The organism is Streptococcus sp. TATVAM-FAB8, assembly GCF_046592795.1.
GTDB lineage: Bacteria > Bacillota > Bacilli > Lactobacillales > Streptococcaceae > Streptococcus > Streptococcus ruminicola.
In genome coordinates, this window is record NZ_JAWVPQ010000015.1 from 25,728 (window position 1) to 42,661 (window position 16,934).

Genomic DNA, 16,934 nt, shown 5'->3' on the forward strand with positions numbered 1-16,934 from the left:
ATGAGAAATCAAGATCTTGAGAAACAGTTAACAACGCCTTCAAAAAATTCTCGCCTTGAGAAGTTCGGAAAAGGCATCACATTCTTTTGTTTAGTACTAATTGTTTTCATCGTGGCAATGATTTTAATCTTCGTTGCCCAAAAAGGATTATCAACTTTCTTCGTCGATGGTGTTAATCCAATCACATTCCTCTTTGGAAGTAAGTGGGATCCAAGTTCAGGATCATTCGGAGCTCTTCCAATGATTTTGGGATCATTTATTGTAACTATTTTGTCTGCCTTGGTAGCAACTCCGATTGCTATTGGTGCGGCAGTCTTTATGACAGAAATTTCTCCAAAATATGGAGCCAAAATTCTTCAACCAGCTATTGAATTATTAACAGGTATTCCATCTGTTGTTTATGGATTCATTGGTTTGCAAGTTATCGTTCCATTTACACGTTCTATCTTTGGTGGAACTGGGTTCGGTATCTTATCTGGTGTCTGCGTTTTGTTTGTTATGATTTTACCAACGGTAACCTTCATGACAATCGATAGTTTAAAAGCAGTGCCAAGACATTATAAAGAAGCTAGTTTAGCGATGGGAGCCACTCGTTGGCAAACAATCTGGCGCGTTATTTTAAATGCTGCTAGACCTGGTATTTTTACCGCTGTTATTTTTGGTATGGCACGTGCCTTTGGTGAAGCCTTAGCTATCCAAATGGTTGTTGGTAACTCAGCCGTTGTTCCAACCTCTCTAACAACTCCAGCAGCAACCCTAACATCCGTTCTTACAATGGGAATCGGTAATACCGTTATGGGAACTGTTCAAAATAATGTTCTTTGGTCACTAGCGTTGGTTCTACTCATTATGAGTTTAGGATTCAACATGCTTGTTAAATTTATTACAAGAGAAAGAAAGAGAAACTATGCACGCTAAGAAATTTGATAAGTTAGCAACAGGAATTCTCTATACAATTGCTGGAATTATTGTTGCGATTTTGGCATCATTACTACTATATATCTTGGTAAATGGATTACCTCATGTTAACTGGTCATTCTTGACTGGTAAATCATCATCGTATGAAGCAGGTGGTGGTATTGGGATTCAATTGTATAACTCCCTCTTTCTTTTGGTAATCACATTGGTTATTTCTATCCCTTTATCAATGGGAGCAGGAATTTATTTGTCTGAATACGCGAAAAAAGGCCGCTTTACAAACTTCATCAGAACATGTATTGAAATTCTTTCATCTTTACCATCTGTTGTTGTCGGTTTGTTTGGTTATCTGATTTTCGTTGTTCAATTCCAATATGGATTCTCAATTATCTCAGGTGCTCTTGCACTTACTGTTTTCAACCTTCCTCAAATGACACGTAATGTTGAAGATGGTCTTCGTAATGTTCACCACACACAACGTGAAGCAGGTCTTGCGCTTGGTTTGTCACGTTGGGAAACAGTAGTTCATGTGGTCATTCCAGAAGCTCTTCCAAGTATTGTGACTGGTATCGTTCTTGCTTCAGGTCGTATTTTCGGTGAAGCAGCAGCGCTTATCTACACAGCTGGTCAATCAGCACCAGCTCTCGATTGGTCAAACTGGAATCCGCTAAGTATTACAAGTCCGATTTCAATTTTCCGTCAAGCCGAAACTTTGGCTGTTCACATTTGGAAAGTTAATAGTGAAGGAACGATTCCTGATGCGACTCAAGTATCGCAAGGAAGTGCTGCAGTTCTCTTGATTTTCATCTTAATTTTCAACCTCTCAGCACGTTATATCGGTAAAAAACTTCACGCCAAATTAACGTCAGCAAAATAAAGGAGAAGAGATGACAAAGTATAACTGGAATGAAAGACATATTATTACTTTTCCTGAAGAAAAATTAGCCCTAGCTACAAAAGATCTTCATGTTTACTATGGTCAAAAAGAAGCTATCAAGGGAATTGATATGCAGTTTGAAAAAAATAAAATCACTGCTCTTATCGGACCTTCAGGATGTGGTAAATCAACTTTTCTTCGTAGCCTAAATCGTATGAACGATACCATTGATATTGCGAAAGTCACTGGACAAATTTTGTACGAAGGTATTGATGTTAATGCCAAAAACATTAACGTTTACGAAATGCGTAAGCACATCGGAATGGTTTTTCAACGACCAAATCCATTTGCTAAATCAATTTATAAAAATATTACATTTGCCTATGAGCGTGCAGGTGTCAAAGATAAACAATTTTTAGATGAAATTGTTGAAACTTCTTTAAAACAAGCTGCTCTCTGGGATCAAGTAAAAGATGATTTGCACAAATCAGCCTTTACACTTTCAGGTGGTCAGCAACAACGTTTGTGTATTGCTCGTGCTATCGCAGTGAAACCAGATATCCTTTTAATGGACGAACCTGCATCAGCCCTTGACCCAGTTGCGACAATGCAACTGGAAGATACGATGTTTGAGTTGAAAAAAGATTACACAATCATCATTGTTACTCATAACATGCAACAAGCTGCACGTGCTAGTGATTATACAGCCTTCTTCTATTTGGGGGATTTAATCGAATACGATAAAACCAATAATATTTTCCAAAATGCCAAATTGCAATCAACTAGCGATTATGTGTCAGGACACTTTGGTTAGAAAGGCAAGACATGACAGAACCTATTTTAAAAGTAAGAGACTTATCTGTTTACTATAATAAGAAAAAAGCGCTCAATAATGTCTCTATGGATTTCTATCCTAATGAAATCACAGCACTTATTGGTCCATCTGGTTCAGGAAAATCAACTCTTCTACGTTCAATTAACCGAATGGGAGATTTGAATCCAGAGGTGACTTTAACAGGCTCAATCGTTTATAATGGACACAACATCTATAGTCCACGAACAGATACGGTTGAACTTCGTAAAGAAATTGGAATGGTTTTCCAACAACCGAATCCATTTCCAATGTCAATCTATGAAAATGTTGTTTATGGCTTACGTCTAAAAGGGATTAAGGACAAACAAGTTTTAGATGAAGCAGTTGAAAGTTCTTTGATTGGAGCTTCAATCTGGGATGAAGTAAAAGACCGTTTGCATGATTCAGCGCTTGGTCTATCTGGTGGTCAGCAGCAACGTGTTTGTGTCGCGCGTGTTTTAGCAACAAGTCCAAAAATCATTTTGCTTGATGAACCAACATCGGCTCTTGATCCAATCTCAGCTGGTAAGGTTGAAGATACTCTTTATGGTTTGAAAGATAAATACACAATGCTTCTTGTAACACGTTCAATGCAACAAGCTTCACGTATTTCAGACCGTACAGGATTCTTCCTAGATGGTAAACTTATTGAATACGGAAAAACTCATGAAATGTTCATGAATCCTAAATGCAAAGAAACCGAAGATTATATCACTGGTAAATTTGGTTAGTTTTGGGAACACTCAAAAGGAGATGATATTATGTTAAGATCAAAATTTGATGATGAATTAGAAAAATTGCATAACCAATTCTACGCTATGGGTACTGAAGTGTTGTCACAAATTAACAAAACAGTTCGTGCTTTCATCAGCCATGACCGTGAATTGGCAAAAGAAGTTATTGAAGGTGATGAAATTGTCAATAACTTTGAAACAAAACTTGAAAAGAAATCTCTTGAGATTATTGCCCTTCAACAACCTGTATCACAAGATTTGCGTACAGTTATCACTGTTTTGAAAGCTTCAAGTGATGTTGAACGTATGGGTGACCATGCAGCATCTATCGCAAAAGCCACTATTCGTGTTAAAGGCGAAGAACGTTTGCCAGAAGTAGAAGCAGAAATCAAAAAAATGGGTAAAGCTGTTCGCAACATGGTCGAAGAAGCGCTTGACGTTTACGTAACTGGTGATGAAGAACGTGCTTATGAAGTTGCAGCTTCTGACGAAGTGATTGATAATTACTTTAAAGAAATTCAAAATATGGCTGTTGAATCAATCCGCCAACAACCAGATACAGTATTTGCTGGTAAAGAATATCTTCAAGTCATCACTTATTTAGAACGTATCGGTGACTATGCTCGTAACCTTTGTGAATGGGTTATTTACCTTAAAACAGGAAAAATCATTGAATTATAAACAAAAAGAAGGCTGCCACTAACAGGCAGCCTTCTTTTGTTCACAAGATTTTTAAAACTGACATATATCATATTTTGTGATATAATGATGAAGTTTGAAAGTATTGTGTGTCAATTCTGACATTTGCAAAAAATGAAAACAATACTTGGTAGCAAACTTAAAATTTAAAAGATTAGGTGATATGGGGCAAACAATACGTTGGTCCTCATTCTACGTTTTAAAGGAGTTATATGAAAACTGTAGAACATTTTATTGAAAAGTTTGTTCCTGAAAATTATAATATTTTCCTTGATATTAACCGTCAAGCTAAAACTTTTTCAGGTAACGTTGCCATTAGTGGTGAAGCTTTAGATAATGTTATTTCATTCCACCAAAAAGATTTAACAGTTGCTTCTGTTTTGTTAGATAATCAAAATCTTGAGTTTAAGATTGATAACGACAATGAAGCTGTTCATGTTGAGTTGCCAGAAACAGGAACAATGACACTTGTCGTTGAGTTTTCAGGTAATATCACTGATAACATGACTGGTATTTACCCATCATATTACACTGTTGATGGTGTTAAAAAAGAAGTCATTTCAACTCAATTTGAAAGTCACTTTGCGCGTGAAGCATTCCCATGTATCGATGAGCCAGAAGCAAAAGCAACATTTGATTTGAGTATCAAATTTGACCAAACTGAAGGCGAAATCGTACTTTCAAACATGCCTGAAGTTGATGCTGAACGTCGTAAGGAAACTGGTCTTTGGACATTTGACACAACACCTCGCATGTCATCATACTTGCTAGCTTTTGCTCTTGGTGATTTGCAAGGTAAAACAGCTAAAACTAAAAATGGTACAGAAGTAGGAGTCTTCTCAACAAAAGCGCATGCTCTTAAAGCATTAGATTTCTCACTTGATATCGCTGTTCGTGTTATTGATTTTTATGAAGAGTACTTCGGTGTTAAATACCCAATTCCATTGTCATACCATGTTGCTCTTCCTGACTTCTCAGCTGGAGCTATGGAAAACTGGGGCTTGGTAACATACCGTGAAGTTTATCTTCTAGTTGATGACAATTCAACTGTTAAGAGCCGTCAAAGTGTTGCACTTGTTGTTGCTCACGAGTTAGCTCACCAATGGTTCGGTAACCTTGTTACAATGAAATGGTGGGATGATTTATGGTTGAATGAATCGTTTGCCAACATGATGGAATACGTTTCTGTTGATGCTATTGAACCATCATGGAACATCTTTGAAGATTTCCAAACAGGTGGTCTTCCATTGGCTCTTAAACGCGATGCTACTGATGGTGTTCAATCAGTTCACGTTGAAGTCAAACACCCTGATGAAATCAATACTTTGTTTGACCCAGCTATCGTTTACGCCAAAGGTAGCCGCTTGATGCACATGCTTCGTCGTTGGTTAGGAGATGACGATTTCCGTGCAGGTCTTAAAATTTACTTTGAAAAACACCAATATAGCAATACAATCGGTCGTGACCTTTGGGATGCTTTATCAGAAGCATCAGGAAAAGATGTTGCTGCCTTCATGGATGCATGGTTAGAACAACCAGGATATCCAGTGGTTACTGCTGAAGTGGTTGATGATACACTCATTCTTAGCCAAAAACAATTCTTCATCGGTGAAAGCGTTGATGAAAACCGTATTTGGCCAATTCCACTTAATAGTAATTGGAAAGGACTTCCAGATACTCTAACAGAAACTCGTCTTGAAATTCCTAATTACAGCAAGCTTGCTGCTGAAAACGAAGGTGCTTTCCGTCTAAATACAGAAAATACTGCTCACTATATTACAAACTACAAAGGTGACTTGTTAAATACAGTTCTTGAACAATTGACTGAACTTGATACTGTTTCAAAACTTCAAGTTATCCAAGAACGTCGTTTACTTGCTGAAAGTGGTGAAATTTCTTACGCTGAGTTAGTTCCACTTTTGACAAAACTTTCTGATGAAACATCATACTTAGTAGCGGAAGCTATTTCTCAAGTTGTTGAAGGTTTGGATATCTTCTTAGAGGAAGGAAGTCAAGCACAAGCACAATTTAAAGCCTTGATTAGCCGTTTGATGCAAAAGAACTACGATCGTCTAGGATTTGAACCAAAAGCTGGTGAATCAGACGAAGATGAAATGGTTCGTCAAAACACTATTTCATTAATGTTGTATGCTGATAACGAAGATGCTGTCACAAAAGCGGAGGCTATTTTCCACCAACACAAAGACAATATCGAAGCGATTCCAGCCTCAATTCGTATGTCAGTTCTTGCTAACCAAATCAAACACGCTGAAACTGAAGAATTAGTATCTCTATACCTTGACACTTACGTGAAAACTAATGATGGTAACTTCAAACGTCAATTAGCATCAGCATTGTCAAATACAAAAGAAAATGCAACAGTTGAACGTGTCTTGGCTGAATTGAAGAACAAAGACGTTGTTAAACCTCAAGACTTGGCAATGAGCTGGTACCGACCATTCCTTGATAAACCATTCTCTCAAGGGGCATTTTGGACTTGGGCTCGTGAAAACTGGGATTGGATTAAAGCCGCACTTGGTGGCGATATGAGTTTTGATAAATTTGTTATCTACCCAGCCAACTCATTCAAGACAACTGAACGTCTTGAAGAATACAAAGCGTTCTTTGAACCACAATTAAATGATATGGCCATCAGTCGTAACATCACAATGGGTATCAAAGAAATCTCTGCTCGTCTTGATTTGATTAGCACAAGTAAAGTTGCTGTCGAAGAAGCTCTTGCAGCTGTAAAATAGTAGAAAATATAAAGGGCGTTTGAGTGAAAACTCAGACGTTTTTTGTGTTTTTAGGAAATCTTAAGCTGCTTACGATATGCTTTTGATAAACTGAAATTATTGTATTAAATACTTAGACTTAAGGGTTAAGTCATGATATAATAAGACGAATAAGGGAGCAAGATATATGATTAAGATTTTATTAGTAGAAGATGATTTGAGTTTATCGAATTCAATCTTTGATTTTTTAGATGATTTTGCAGATGTTATGCAAGTCTTTGATGGTGAAGAAGGGCTTTATGAGGCAGAAAGTGGTGTTTATGACCTCATTTTGCTTGATCTGATGTTGCCAGAAAAAGATGGTTTCCAAGTTCTGAAAGAATTACGTGAACAAGGTATTACGACACCTGTCTTAATTATGACAGCCAAAGAAAGCCTTGATGATAAAGGACACGGTTTTGAACTTGGTGCTGATGATTATTTGACAAAACCATTTTATCTTGAAGAGTTGAAGATGCGTATTCAAGCGCTTTTGAAACGCTCTGGAAAATTCAATGATAATACTCTTTCTTACCACGAATTAACAGCTGATACATCAACTAACACAACAACTGTTAACGGTGAAAAGGTGGAGTTACTAGGTAAAGAATTTGATTTATTGGTTTATTTCTTGCAAAACCAAAATGTTATTTTGCCAAAATCACAAATTTTTGACCGTATTTGGGGATTTGATAGCGATACTACAATTTCAGTTGTTGAAGTTTATGTTTCTAAGATTCGCAAAAAATTAAAAGGAACAAATTTTGCTAAAAATCTACAAACACTTCGTAGTGTAGGGTATATTCTAAAAGATGCTGAATAACATACACAAAAAATTATCAACAGGAACGTTTTCTAATTTTTTCCATTTCTTCATTGTATTTACAGGAATTTTCATCATTATGACTACGATTATCTTGCAGATTATGCGTTATGGTCTATATTCTTCTGTAGATACCACTTTAAAAAATGCAGCTGACAACGCAAGTGATTACGTCACACGAACAATGGAGCGTAGTGATTCCTTACAATCTAATAATAGTTTTAGTAATTCTGGAAAAGGAAAACCCAGCTCAAATGTGGCAAGTTTAAGTAATGTCAGTGTGCTATTGTACGATACAAATGGGAAAATCGTAAATGCAATTGATGCGTTTGTCCAGTTCGGGACATTAGCATCTAGTGTTGATGAAGACACTATTGGTGAGATTAAAGACGAGAAAATGACAACTATCTTTGGTCAAACCGAAAAATACCATGTTTTAACGGTTAGAGTGTATAGTAGTGACTATCCAACGATTGAATACGCGACTTTCTTAATCAGTGTTAGTCAGCTTGATGAGGCAAACGAACGTTATGTAACCATAACTGTTTCAGTCATGATTATTTTCTGGATGATTTCAATTTTAGCAAGTATTTACTTGGCAAATTGGATGCGTAAACCAATTTTAGAAAGTTATGAAAAACAAAAGCGTTTTGTTGAAAATGCTAGTCACGAATTAAGAACGCCGTTAGCGGTGCTTCAAAACCGACTTGAAAGTCTTTTTAGACGACCGAATGCAACAATTCTTGATAACAGTGAAAGTATTGCAGCGAGTCTTGACGAAGTTCGTAATATGCGTATTTTAACAACCAATCTTTTGAACCTTGCTAGGCGAGATGATGGATTGAAAGTTGAATTAGAAGAAATCCAACCTTCAATCTTTAATGAAATTTTTGAGAATTACAACATGATTGCCGAAGAAAATGGTAAAACTTTTGTTGCTCATAATTCTGCGAATCGTCCGATAAAAACTGATCGCACCTTGCTTAAACAATTGATGACAATCTTGTTTGATAATGCGATTAAGTACACTGATGACGACGGTTTTATTGAATTTACAGTTAAAACAACAGAACGCCAGACTATTCTAACCGTCGCTGATAATGGGCCGGGTATTAGTGATGCTGATAAAGCGAAAATTTTTGATCGCTTTTATCGCGTTGATAAGGCAAGGACACGTCAAAAAGGTGGCTTTGGACTTGGTCTATCCTTAGCTAAACAAATTGTTGATGCCTTAAAAGGTGATATTCAAGTTAAGGATAATCATCCAAAAGGAACTATCTTTGAAGTTCGTTTTAACCGACATAATTTTGGTAAATAAAAAAAGGATGCTTTAAGCATCCTTTTTAGTTTGTAAGAGTGTTCATTAGAAAAAGAAAAACTCCATTTGGAGTTTTCATTGGATATTATTTAGCCAATTTAGCAGCAAGACGTGCTTTATCGCGGCTAGCTTTGTTTTTGTGAATCAAACCTTTTGATTCAGCTTTATCGATGCTTGCAGAAGCAGCACGGAAAAGCTCTTCAGATGGGTTAGCTTCAAATGCTTTGATAGCAGAACGCATAGCTGATTTTTGTGCTGAATTTTTTTCGTTTTGTTTAACGTTAAGTTCAGCGCGTTTGATAGCTGATTTAATATTTGCCAATGTTTTCACCTCCAAATTAATCTAACTATATTATTATATAGAATTTATTGCGTTTTGGCAAGTCTTAATCACTGTTTCAGGAAAATTTACTTATTTTTTCAAGTAAATGTGATCGATTTTGTGATTATCAGTTTTGTGTAAAATTAATTCTGCCCTATTTCGAGTGGGTTCAATATATTTTTCTAGGTTTACAAGATTGACAGTTTTCCAAACCATTTTGGCAAACTCTAACGCGTCTTTGTGTGGCATTTTAACAAATCTATTATAGTAGTTCGTCTTGTCTGTCTTAGCAAGTTCTAGTAAGCTGTCAAAACGTTCTAGGTACCATTTTTCAATTAAATTATTTTCAGCATCAATATAGATGGAAAAATCAAAGTAGCCAGTCATATAGATACGTTTATTTTTTTGATTCTGAAAAACGTTGATACCTTCGACGATTAAGAAATCAGGTGCTTCGATAACTTGTTCTTGATTGGGAACTATATCGTAAACTTCGTGTGAGTATACAGGAATGCGAGCTGTCATTCCATTTTTGACAGTGTCAAGAAAGTTTAAAAGAAGTTCCATATTATAACTTTCAGGAAATCCTTTACGGTCTAAGATATTTTGCTCTATCAAGACCTTATTGGGATAAATAAATCCATCGGTCGTCACCATTTCAACTTTGCTATCTTTAAATGTTCGAGATAGTAGAAGTTGTAGAAGACGACTGGTCGTTGATTTCCCAACAGCTACAGAACCAGAGATTCCGATAATAAAAGGTCGTTTACTCGCATCTTTTTTTAAAAAGATGCTTTTTGAAAACGAAAGGTTTTCTTGAGCATTTTTGTAAATTTGAATCAAACTGATTAAAGGAAGATAAACTTCAACAACATCCTGGATGCTGATGTTATCATTTAAACTTTTAATCGATTCAAGCTCCTCAGCTGTGAGAAGCGGCTGAGTTTTTCGATGCAATTCCTGCCAAGTCTCGCGAGAAATAAGATCAAAATTAATAAATTCGTTAGTCATACGAAACTCCTTAAAGAGGTTATGTACCTTATTATAGCATTTTAAGCTTTAGTTGAAAACAGTTACAATGCTTGATATGATAGAAGAGTATGATAAAATAGAAGTGCATTATAAGAGAAAGTGATAGAAGAATGACTAAAATGTATTATGCAGAAAACCCTGATAGTGCTCACGACATTCATGAATTAAAAGTTACCTTGCTTGGGCAATCGTTTACTTTTTTAACTGATTCAGGCGTTTTTTCTAAAAAAATGGTAGATTATGGGAGTCAAGTCCTTTTAAATACCCTAGATTTCGAAAAAGGAAAGACACTGTTAGATCTTGGTTGTGGGTATGGTCCTTTAGGAATTTCACTAGCAAAAGTTCAAGGTGTTAAACCAACTATGGTTGATATCAATAATCGTGCAATTGATTTAGCGAAACAAAACGCACAAAAAAATGGTGTCGAAGCTGATATTTTCCAATCAAATATCTACGAGAAAGTCAATGGAACATTTGATTATATCATCAGTAATCCGCCAATTCGCGCAGGAAAACAAGTTGTCCATACAATTATTTCTGAAAGTATTAACTATTTAAAAGTTGGTGGCAATTTGACAATTGTTATTCAGAAAAAACAAGGTGCACCAAGTGCAAAAGCCAAAATGGAAGAAGTTTTTGGAAATGTTGAGATTTTAAAACGCGATAAAGGCTATTATATTTTACGCAGCGAAAAAAATTAATAAGTGAATAAAAAATCTTTATTGAATTAGTTATCATTTCTAGTTCGATAAGGATTTTTTTGTTGGATTCCTTTAATGACAAGCTTTGTGACAAATGTCATAGAATAATTATGACATGTTAGTCACTTTTTGAAGTATAATTATTCACATAAAAATCATAAAATACACTAATATAAAGCGATTACAAGACCAAAAGTCACTAATTTTACGGTCGCAAAATCTTGTTGTTTATAGTAAAATGATAGGAAAAAGTTCAGAAATACCGAATATGACATATGACACATATGTCATATTTAGTGCAAAAAGGTTGCTATAATAAGGTTTTTATATGGAAGTGAAACGAAATAAGCGTTTTAATGAATTTTCGGTTTTTGCCATTTTTACTCTTTATTAAAAAAATAGCAAAAAAGACTTACATTCTATCAAAAAAATGGTAGAATAGATAGAGTGTAATTATTAATGAAATGAAAATAACATTTTCAGGAAGGAATGGAAATTATATTAATGTCAATTAACAAATACATTGATCACACTTTATTGAAACCTGAAAGCACTCAAGATCAAATTGATAATCTTATTGCTGAAGCTAAAGAATACAACTTTGCTAGTGTCTGTGTTAACCCAACTTGGGTTTCTCATGCTGCAGAAGCCTTAAAAGATTCTGATGTAAAAGTATGTACTGTTATCGGATTCCCTCTAGGAGCTAACACAAGTCGTGTGAAAGCATTTGAAACAAAAGATGCTATCGAAAATGGTGCTGATGAGATTGATATGGTAATTAATATCGGTCGCTTGAAAGCAAAAGAGTATGATTTTGTTGAAAATGATATTCGTGCTGTTGTTGAAGCAAGTGGTGATAAATTGGTTAAAGTTATCATCGAAACTTGTCTCTTGACTGATGAAGAAAAAGTAAAAGCTTGTCAATTGTCAGTAGCCGCTGGAGCTGATTACGTTAAAACATCTACTGGTTTCTCAACTGCAGGAGCAAATGTACATGATGTTGCTCTTATGCGAAAAACAGTCGGTCCTAACATTGGTGTAAAAGCTGCTGGTGGTGCACGTTCATATGCTGACGCTGAAGCATTTGTCAATGCAGGTGCAACACGTATTGGAGCGTCTTCTGGTGTTGCAATCGTTAATGGTGAAACAGCTGCAGAAGGTAGCTACTAATCATTAATTAGAAGAACTTCAAACGATAACTTATTTTTGATTGTGGACGGTCGTGACGACGGTCAGGTGGTAACATTGCCACAGTTTTGTAGACTTTTTGGAGTCTATTTTCAGAGTGTTCATTAAGCCATTTGGCTTGATAGATTTTAGCAACAAAAGTTGCTTATAAGTTTTTTAGGAGGGTTCATTTTTCATGAACAAGAAAATTGTTGGTCTTGGACTTGCTGCAGTAGCAACATTAGCGCTTGGCGCATGTAGTCGTTCAAATTCATCTAGCTCTAGCTCAAACTCAAGCGTAAAAGCTGCAATCGTTACTGATACAGGTGGTGTTGATGATAAATCATTCAACCAATCTGCTTGGGAAGGTATGCAAGCTTGGGGTAAAGAAAACAAATTGAAAAAAGATACTGACTACACTTACTTCCAATCTGATAGTGAGTCAGACTATGCAACAAACCTTGACTCAGCTGTTTCAAATGGTTACAACCTTGTTTTTGCAATTGGTTACAACCTTCACGATGCAGTTGATGAAGCTGCTCCACAAAACGAAGATACAAACTATGTTATCATCGATGATGTTGTTGCAGACCACAAAAATGTTGAAAGTGTATTGTTCGCAGATAACGAAGGTGCTTACCTTGCAGGTATCGCAGCTGCAATGCAATCTAAAACAAAACACGTTGGTTTTGTAGGAGGTGTCGAATCTGATACAATCACTCGCTTTGAAACTGGATTCAAAGAAGGTGTTGCTTCAGTAGATAGCTCAATCAAAGTTGACGTTCAATATGCTGGTTCATACTCTGATTCAGCTAAAGGTAAAACAATCGCTGCAACAATGTATGCTAGCGGTGCTGATGTTATTTACCATGCTGCTGGTGGTTCAGGTACTGGTGTCTTCTCACAAGCTAAAGAAATCAATGAAAAATTACCAGCTGATAGCGATAAAAAAGTTTGGGTTGTTGGTGTAGACCGTGACCAAACTGAAGAAGGTAACTATACTTCATCTGATAAAGTGAAATCAAACTTTGTTTTGACTTCAACAATCAAAGAAGTAGGTCAAGTTGTTAAAGATATCGCTAACGGTCAACTTAAAGATGAAAAATTCGGTGGTAACCAAACTCGTACATACGGTCTTAAAGATGGTGGTGTAGATCTTGTTACTACAAACCTTCCAGATAACATCAAATCTGCTGTAGAAACTGCAAAAGAAAAAGTTATCAAAGGCGAAGTAAAAGTTGATGATGGCGTAAACAAATAATCGCTCTTTTGAAAAAAGCGACCAAATTGGTCGCCTTTTTTCAGGGGCTGAGGTAAAAAGTCATTTTTATCTCAGTTAAGTTCATTAAAGGTCTTTTAATGGGCTTAACTGACCTAAAAATTATTATTAGACTGAAAGGGATCACACATGACACATGAAAACGTCATAGAAATGCGTGAGATTACCAAGAAATTTGGTGATTTTGTCGCAAATGACCATATTAATTTAGAAGTCAGAAAAGGTGAAATCCACGCTCTCCTCGGAGAAAATGGTGCCGGTAAATCGACTTTGATGAATATGCTTGCTGGTCTTCTACAACCAACAAGTGGTCAAATCTTAGTAAAAGGTGAAGAGGCTACACTAGATTCACCATCTAAATCAGCTAAGATGGGTATCGGAATGGTTCACCAACACTTTATGTTGGTTGAAGCTTTTACAGTTGCTGAAAACATTATCTTAGGTAATGAAGTGACAAAAGGTCCTGGAATTCTTGACCTTAAAAAAGCAAGTAAAGAAATCAAAGAATTATCTGAAAAATACGGTTTAGCGGTTGATCCGTCTGCCAAAATCTCTGATATTTCAGTTGGTGCGCAACAACGTGTTGAAATCTTAAAAACACTTTACCGCGGAGCTGATATCATTATCTTTGATGAACCAACAGCTGTTTTGACACCTTCTGAAATTACTGAATTGCTTGATATTATGCGTAATTTGGTTAAAGAAGGCAAATCAATCATCTTAATCACTCACAAACTTGATGAAATTCGTGCCGTAGCAGACCGAGTTACAGTTATCCGTCACGGTAAATCAATTCAGACAGTTCCAGTTGCTGATTCAACAAGTAACGAATTGGCTGAAATGATGGTTGGTCGTGCTGTTTCATTTAAAACAGATAAAATTCCAGCTAATCCAAAAGACGTTGTTCTTTCAATCAAAGATTTGGTTGTTAACGAAAACCGTGGTGTTCCAGCTGTTAAAGAATTGTCATTGGATGTTCGTGCTGGTGAAATCGTTGGTATCGCTGGTATCGATGGAAATGGTCAAACAGAATTGGTTGAAGCATTGACTGGTTTGCGTAAAGTTGAATCAGGTAATTTCTTCATCAAAGGCGTTGATATGACTAACCAACGTCCACGTAAGATTACTGAATTGGGTGTTGGACACGTGCCAGAAGATCGTCACCGTGATGGTATGGTTCTTGATATGACAATTGCTGAAAACATTGCTCTTCAAACTTACTACAAAGAGCCATTCAGTAAACATGGTTTCATGAACTATCACAAGTTGAATGAACATGCTCGTCAATTGATGGCTGAATTCGACGTTCGTGCCGCAAGTGAATTAGTATCTGGTGGTGCTCTTTCAGGTGGTAACCAACAAAAAGCGGTTATCGCTCGTGAAATTGACCGCAATCCTGATTTGCTCATCGTAAGTCAACCAACGCGTGGACTTGATGTCGGTGCGATTGAATACATTCGTAAACGTTTGGTTGCCGAACGTGATAAAGGTAAAGCCGTTTTGGTTATTAGTTTTGAATTAGATGAAATCCTTGATGTTTCCGACCGTATTGCCGTTATTCATGATGGTAAAATTCAAGGTATCTTAGACGCTGCCACAACCAATAAACAAGAACTTGGTATTTTGATGGCTGGTGGAAAAGTGGAAAAGGAGGATTCTAATGTTAATGTCTAAGAAAACCCAAAAATGGGCTGTTCCATTGATTGCAGTATTCCTTGGAATGTTACTCGGAGCAATCCTTATGCTTTGCTTCGGATACAATCCTTTGTGGGCATATAATGATTTGCTTTACACTGCATTTGGTTCAGTAAAAAATATTGGTGAAATCTTCCGTGCAATGGGTCCACTTATCCTGATTGCCCTTGGTTTCTCAGTTGCTTCAAAAGCTGGTTTCTTTAACGTTGGCCTTCCTGGTCAAGCCTTAATGGGTTGGGTAATGTCAGTTTGGTTTGCTTTGTCATTCCCTGATTTACCAAAACCAGTTTCAGTAATTTGTACTGTTTTGGTTGGTCTTATTGCTGGTGGTATCGCTGGTGCCATTCCTGGTATTTTACGTGCTTTCCTTGGTACAAGTGAAGTTATCGTTACAATCATGATGAACTACATCATCTTGTACGGAACCCAATATCTTATCCAAGATGTATTCCCAGATAAAATCATGCGTACAACAGAAGCAACTATTAAAGTTTCTGAAAATGCATCATATCAAACAGAATGGCTATCTGCTCTAACAGATAACTCACGTATTAACATCGGTATTTTCATCGCCTTATTTGCTGTCTTTATCGTATGGTTCTTAATGCGTAAAACAACATTGGGATATGAAATTACTTCTGTAGGGATTAACCCCCATGCCGCTGAATACGCTGGTATGTCAGCTAAACATTTGATTGTAGTTTCAATGATTATCTCAGGTGCTCTTGCTGGCCTTGGTGGTACTGTTGAAGGTCTTGGGACATTCGGAAATGTCTACTCTCAAACAAGCTCATTAAGTATTGGATGGGACGGAATGGCCGTATCTCTACTTGCTGTTAATACAGCTCTCGGTATTCCATTTGCATCATTCTTATATGCCGTTCTTTCAATCGGTAAAACAGGTATGATTGGTATCCCATCAGAAGTTATCGATGTTGTGTCAGCCTTTATCATTTTCTTTGTCGGAGCTGATTACTTGATTCGTCAATTTATTAAAACTAAAAAAGAAGAAGGAGGAAAGTAAGATGAGTTTTTCAACAACGTTAGCCCTATTAGTTTCTTCCATGCTAATTTATTCTGCACCTTTGATTTTTACAAGTATCGGTGGAACATTCTCTGAACGTGGGGGTATTGTTAACGTCGGTCTTGAGGGAATCATGGTTATGGGTGCTTTCTCAGGTGTCTTGTTCAACCTCACTTATGCTGATGTTTTCGGACATGCGACACCTTGGGTTGCTTCAATTGTTGCTGGTTTAGTTGGTCTTTTGTACTCACTTATCCACGCAGTAGCAACTATTAACTTACGTGCTGACCACGTTGTATCTGGTACAGTATTGAACTTGATTGCACCATCGTTTGCGGTTTTCCAATGCCGTCACTTGTTTGGTAAAGGTCAAACAGATACAATTACTCAAACATTCGGTCGTTTTTCATTTCCTATTTTAAAAGATATTCCATTTATCGGAAAAATCTTCTTTAACAATACATCTTTGGTAGCATACGTAGCTATCTTGGTATCATTTATTTCGTGGTACATCATCTTCAAGACACGCTTTGGTCTTCGTCTTCGTTCAGTTGGTGAACACCCACAAGCAGCTGATACACTTGGTATTAACGTTTACCTTATGCGTTATGCAGGTGTTATGATTTCAGGTTTCCTTGGAGGAATCGGTGGTGCTGTTTATGCACAAACGATTTCAAACAACTTTGCGGTTACAACAATTGCAGGTCCAGGTTTCATC

16 protein-coding genes are annotated in these 16,934 nt (G+C 36.6%); 14 read left to right on the top strand and 2 right to left on the bottom strand.

Going from position 1 to position 16,934, the window contains the following annotated elements; genetic code table 11:
* The 8 genes from pstC to SFC32_RS07810 all read left to right on the top strand — a co-directional run bounded on the left by pstC (position 1) and on the right by SFC32_RS07810 (position 8,996).
* Positions 1-918 (top strand): phosphate ABC transporter permease subunit PstC, encoded by a 918-nt coding sequence (pstC, locus tag SFC32_RS07775; RefSeq protein ID WP_039696856.1) that lies wholly within the window; start codon positions 1-3, stop codon positions 916-918.
* Entirely contained in the window at positions 908-1,795 is an 888-nt protein-coding gene (gene pstA, locus SFC32_RS07780) for a phosphate ABC transporter permease PstA (protein WP_039696857.1), read from the top strand. Before pstC ends, pstA begins: the two co-directional genes overlap by 11 nt.
* 10 nt (positions 1,796-1,805) lie before the next feature.
* Entirely contained in the window at positions 1,806-2,609 is an 804-nt protein-coding gene (gene pstB / locus SFC32_RS07785; RefSeq protein ID WP_039696858.1) for a phosphate ABC transporter ATP-binding protein PstB, read from the top strand.
* Between the two features lie 11 nt (positions 2,610-2,620).
* On the top strand, positions 2,621-3,379 hold the full coding sequence (gene pstB, locus SFC32_RS07790) for a phosphate ABC transporter ATP-binding protein PstB (RefSeq protein WP_039696859.1): 759 nt from the start codon (positions 2,621-2,623) through the stop codon (positions 3,377-3,379).
* 30 nt (positions 3,380-3,409) lie between these two features.
* Positions 3,410-4,063, top strand: a complete 654-nt coding sequence (phoU, locus tag SFC32_RS07795) for a phosphate signaling complex protein PhoU (protein WP_039696860.1) — start codon at positions 3,410-3,412, stop codon at positions 4,061-4,063.
* Positions 4,064-4,293: 230 nt separating this feature from the next.
* Complete coding sequence (locus tag SFC32_RS07800) at positions 4,294-6,837, top strand: M1 family metallopeptidase (protein WP_411049645.1); 2,544 nt, start codon at positions 4,294-4,296, stop codon at positions 6,835-6,837.
* Positions 6,838-7,003: 166 nt separating this feature from the next.
* Positions 7,004-7,678, top strand: a complete 675-nt coding sequence (locus SFC32_RS07805) for a response regulator transcription factor (RefSeq protein ID WP_074563738.1) — start codon at positions 7,004-7,006, stop codon at positions 7,676-7,678.
* Positions 7,668-8,996 (top strand): sensor histidine kinase, encoded by a 1,329-nt coding sequence (locus SFC32_RS07810; RefSeq protein WP_411049644.1) that lies wholly within the window; start codon positions 7,668-7,670, stop codon positions 8,994-8,996. The genes SFC32_RS07805 and SFC32_RS07810 overlap by 11 nt, the downstream gene beginning before the upstream one ends.
* Before the next feature lie 85 nt (positions 8,997-9,081).
* On the opposite strand, the gene rpsT is transcribed toward SFC32_RS07810, so the two are convergent.
* On the bottom strand, positions 9,082-9,333 hold the full coding sequence (gene rpsT, locus SFC32_RS07815) for a 30S ribosomal protein S20 (RefSeq protein ID WP_004231769.1): 252 nt from the start codon (positions 9,331-9,333) through the stop codon (positions 9,082-9,084).
* 75 nt (positions 9,334-9,408) lie between these two features.
* Positions 9,409-10,329 (bottom strand): type I pantothenate kinase, encoded by a 921-nt coding sequence (gene coaA, locus SFC32_RS07820; RefSeq protein WP_411049643.1) that lies wholly within the window; start codon positions 10,327-10,329, stop codon positions 9,409-9,411.
* A gap of 131 nt (positions 10,330-10,460) precedes the next feature.
* Between coaA and SFC32_RS07825 the strand changes: the two genes are divergently transcribed.
* From SFC32_RS07825 to SFC32_RS07850, 6 genes are all read left to right on the top strand, one after another.
* Positions 10,461-11,051 (top strand): class I SAM-dependent methyltransferase, encoded by a 591-nt coding sequence (locus SFC32_RS07825; protein ID WP_205399000.1) that lies wholly within the window; start codon positions 10,461-10,463, stop codon positions 11,049-11,051.
* A gap of 504 nt (positions 11,052-11,555) precedes the next feature.
* Positions 11,556-12,221 (top strand): deoxyribose-phosphate aldolase, encoded by a 666-nt coding sequence (gene deoC, locus SFC32_RS07830; RefSeq protein ID WP_411049642.1) that lies wholly within the window; start codon positions 11,556-11,558, stop codon positions 12,219-12,221.
* Positions 12,222-12,414: 193 nt separating this feature from the next.
* Positions 12,415-13,479: a BMP family protein gene (locus SFC32_RS07835; RefSeq protein ID WP_039696865.1), complete on the top strand. Its 1,065-nt coding sequence runs from the start codon at positions 12,415-12,417 to the stop codon at positions 13,477-13,479.
* A 147-nt stretch (positions 13,480-13,626) separates the two neighbouring features.
* Positions 13,627-15,171, top strand: a complete 1,545-nt coding sequence (locus tag SFC32_RS07840) for an ABC transporter ATP-binding protein (RefSeq protein WP_039696866.1) — start codon at positions 13,627-13,629, stop codon at positions 15,169-15,171.
* Positions 15,164-16,216, top strand: a complete 1,053-nt coding sequence (locus SFC32_RS07845) for an ABC transporter permease (protein WP_074564775.1) — start codon at positions 15,164-15,166, stop codon at positions 16,214-16,216. The genes SFC32_RS07840 and SFC32_RS07845 overlap by 8 nt, the downstream gene beginning before the upstream one ends.
* A 1-nt stretch (position 16,217) precedes the next feature.
* Positions 16,218-16,934: ABC transporter permease (locus tag SFC32_RS07850; RefSeq protein WP_411216647.1), on the top strand; the 717-nt coding region annotated here is incomplete at its 3' end.

Bases quoted from the DNA above. Each gene is read 5' to 3' on its own strand.
- pstC (WP_039696856.1), top strand. From the start codon at position 1: ATGAGAAATCAAGATCTTGAGAAACAGTTAACAACGCCTTCAAAAAAT.
- pstA (WP_039696857.1), top strand. From the start codon at position 908: ATGCACGCTAAGAAATTTGATAAGTTAGCAACAGGAATTCTCTATACA.
- pstB (WP_039696858.1), top strand. From the start codon at position 1,806: ATGACAAAGTATAACTGGAATGAAAGACATATTATTACTTTTCCTGAA.
- pstB (WP_039696859.1), top strand. From the start codon at position 2,621: ATGACAGAACCTATTTTAAAAGTAAGAGACTTATCTGTTTACTATAAT.
- phoU (WP_039696860.1), top strand. From the start codon at position 3,410: ATGTTAAGATCAAAATTTGATGATGAATTAGAAAAATTGCATAACCAA.
- SFC32_RS07800 (WP_411049645.1), top strand. From the start codon at position 4,294: ATGAAAACTGTAGAACATTTTATTGAAAAGTTTGTTCCTGAAAATTAT.
- SFC32_RS07805 (WP_074563738.1), top strand. From the start codon at position 7,004: ATGATTAAGATTTTATTAGTAGAAGATGATTTGAGTTTATCGAATTCA.
- SFC32_RS07810 (WP_411049644.1), top strand. From the start codon at position 7,668: ATGCTGAATAACATACACAAAAAATTATCAACAGGAACGTTTTCTAAT.
- coaA (WP_411049643.1), bottom strand. From the start codon at position 10,329: ATGACTAACGAATTTATTAATTTTGATCTTATTTCTCGCGAGACTTGG.
- SFC32_RS07825 (WP_205399000.1), top strand. From the start codon at position 10,461: ATGACTAAAATGTATTATGCAGAAAACCCTGATAGTGCTCACGACATT.
- deoC (WP_411049642.1), top strand. From the start codon at position 11,556: ATGTCAATTAACAAATACATTGATCACACTTTATTGAAACCTGAAAGC.
- SFC32_RS07835 (WP_039696865.1), top strand. From the start codon at position 12,415: ATGAACAAGAAAATTGTTGGTCTTGGACTTGCTGCAGTAGCAACATTA.
- SFC32_RS07840 (WP_039696866.1), top strand. From the start codon at position 13,627: ATGACACATGAAAACGTCATAGAAATGCGTGAGATTACCAAGAAATTT.
- SFC32_RS07845 (WP_074564775.1), top strand. From the start codon at position 15,164: ATGTCTAAGAAAACCCAAAAATGGGCTGTTCCATTGATTGCAGTATTC.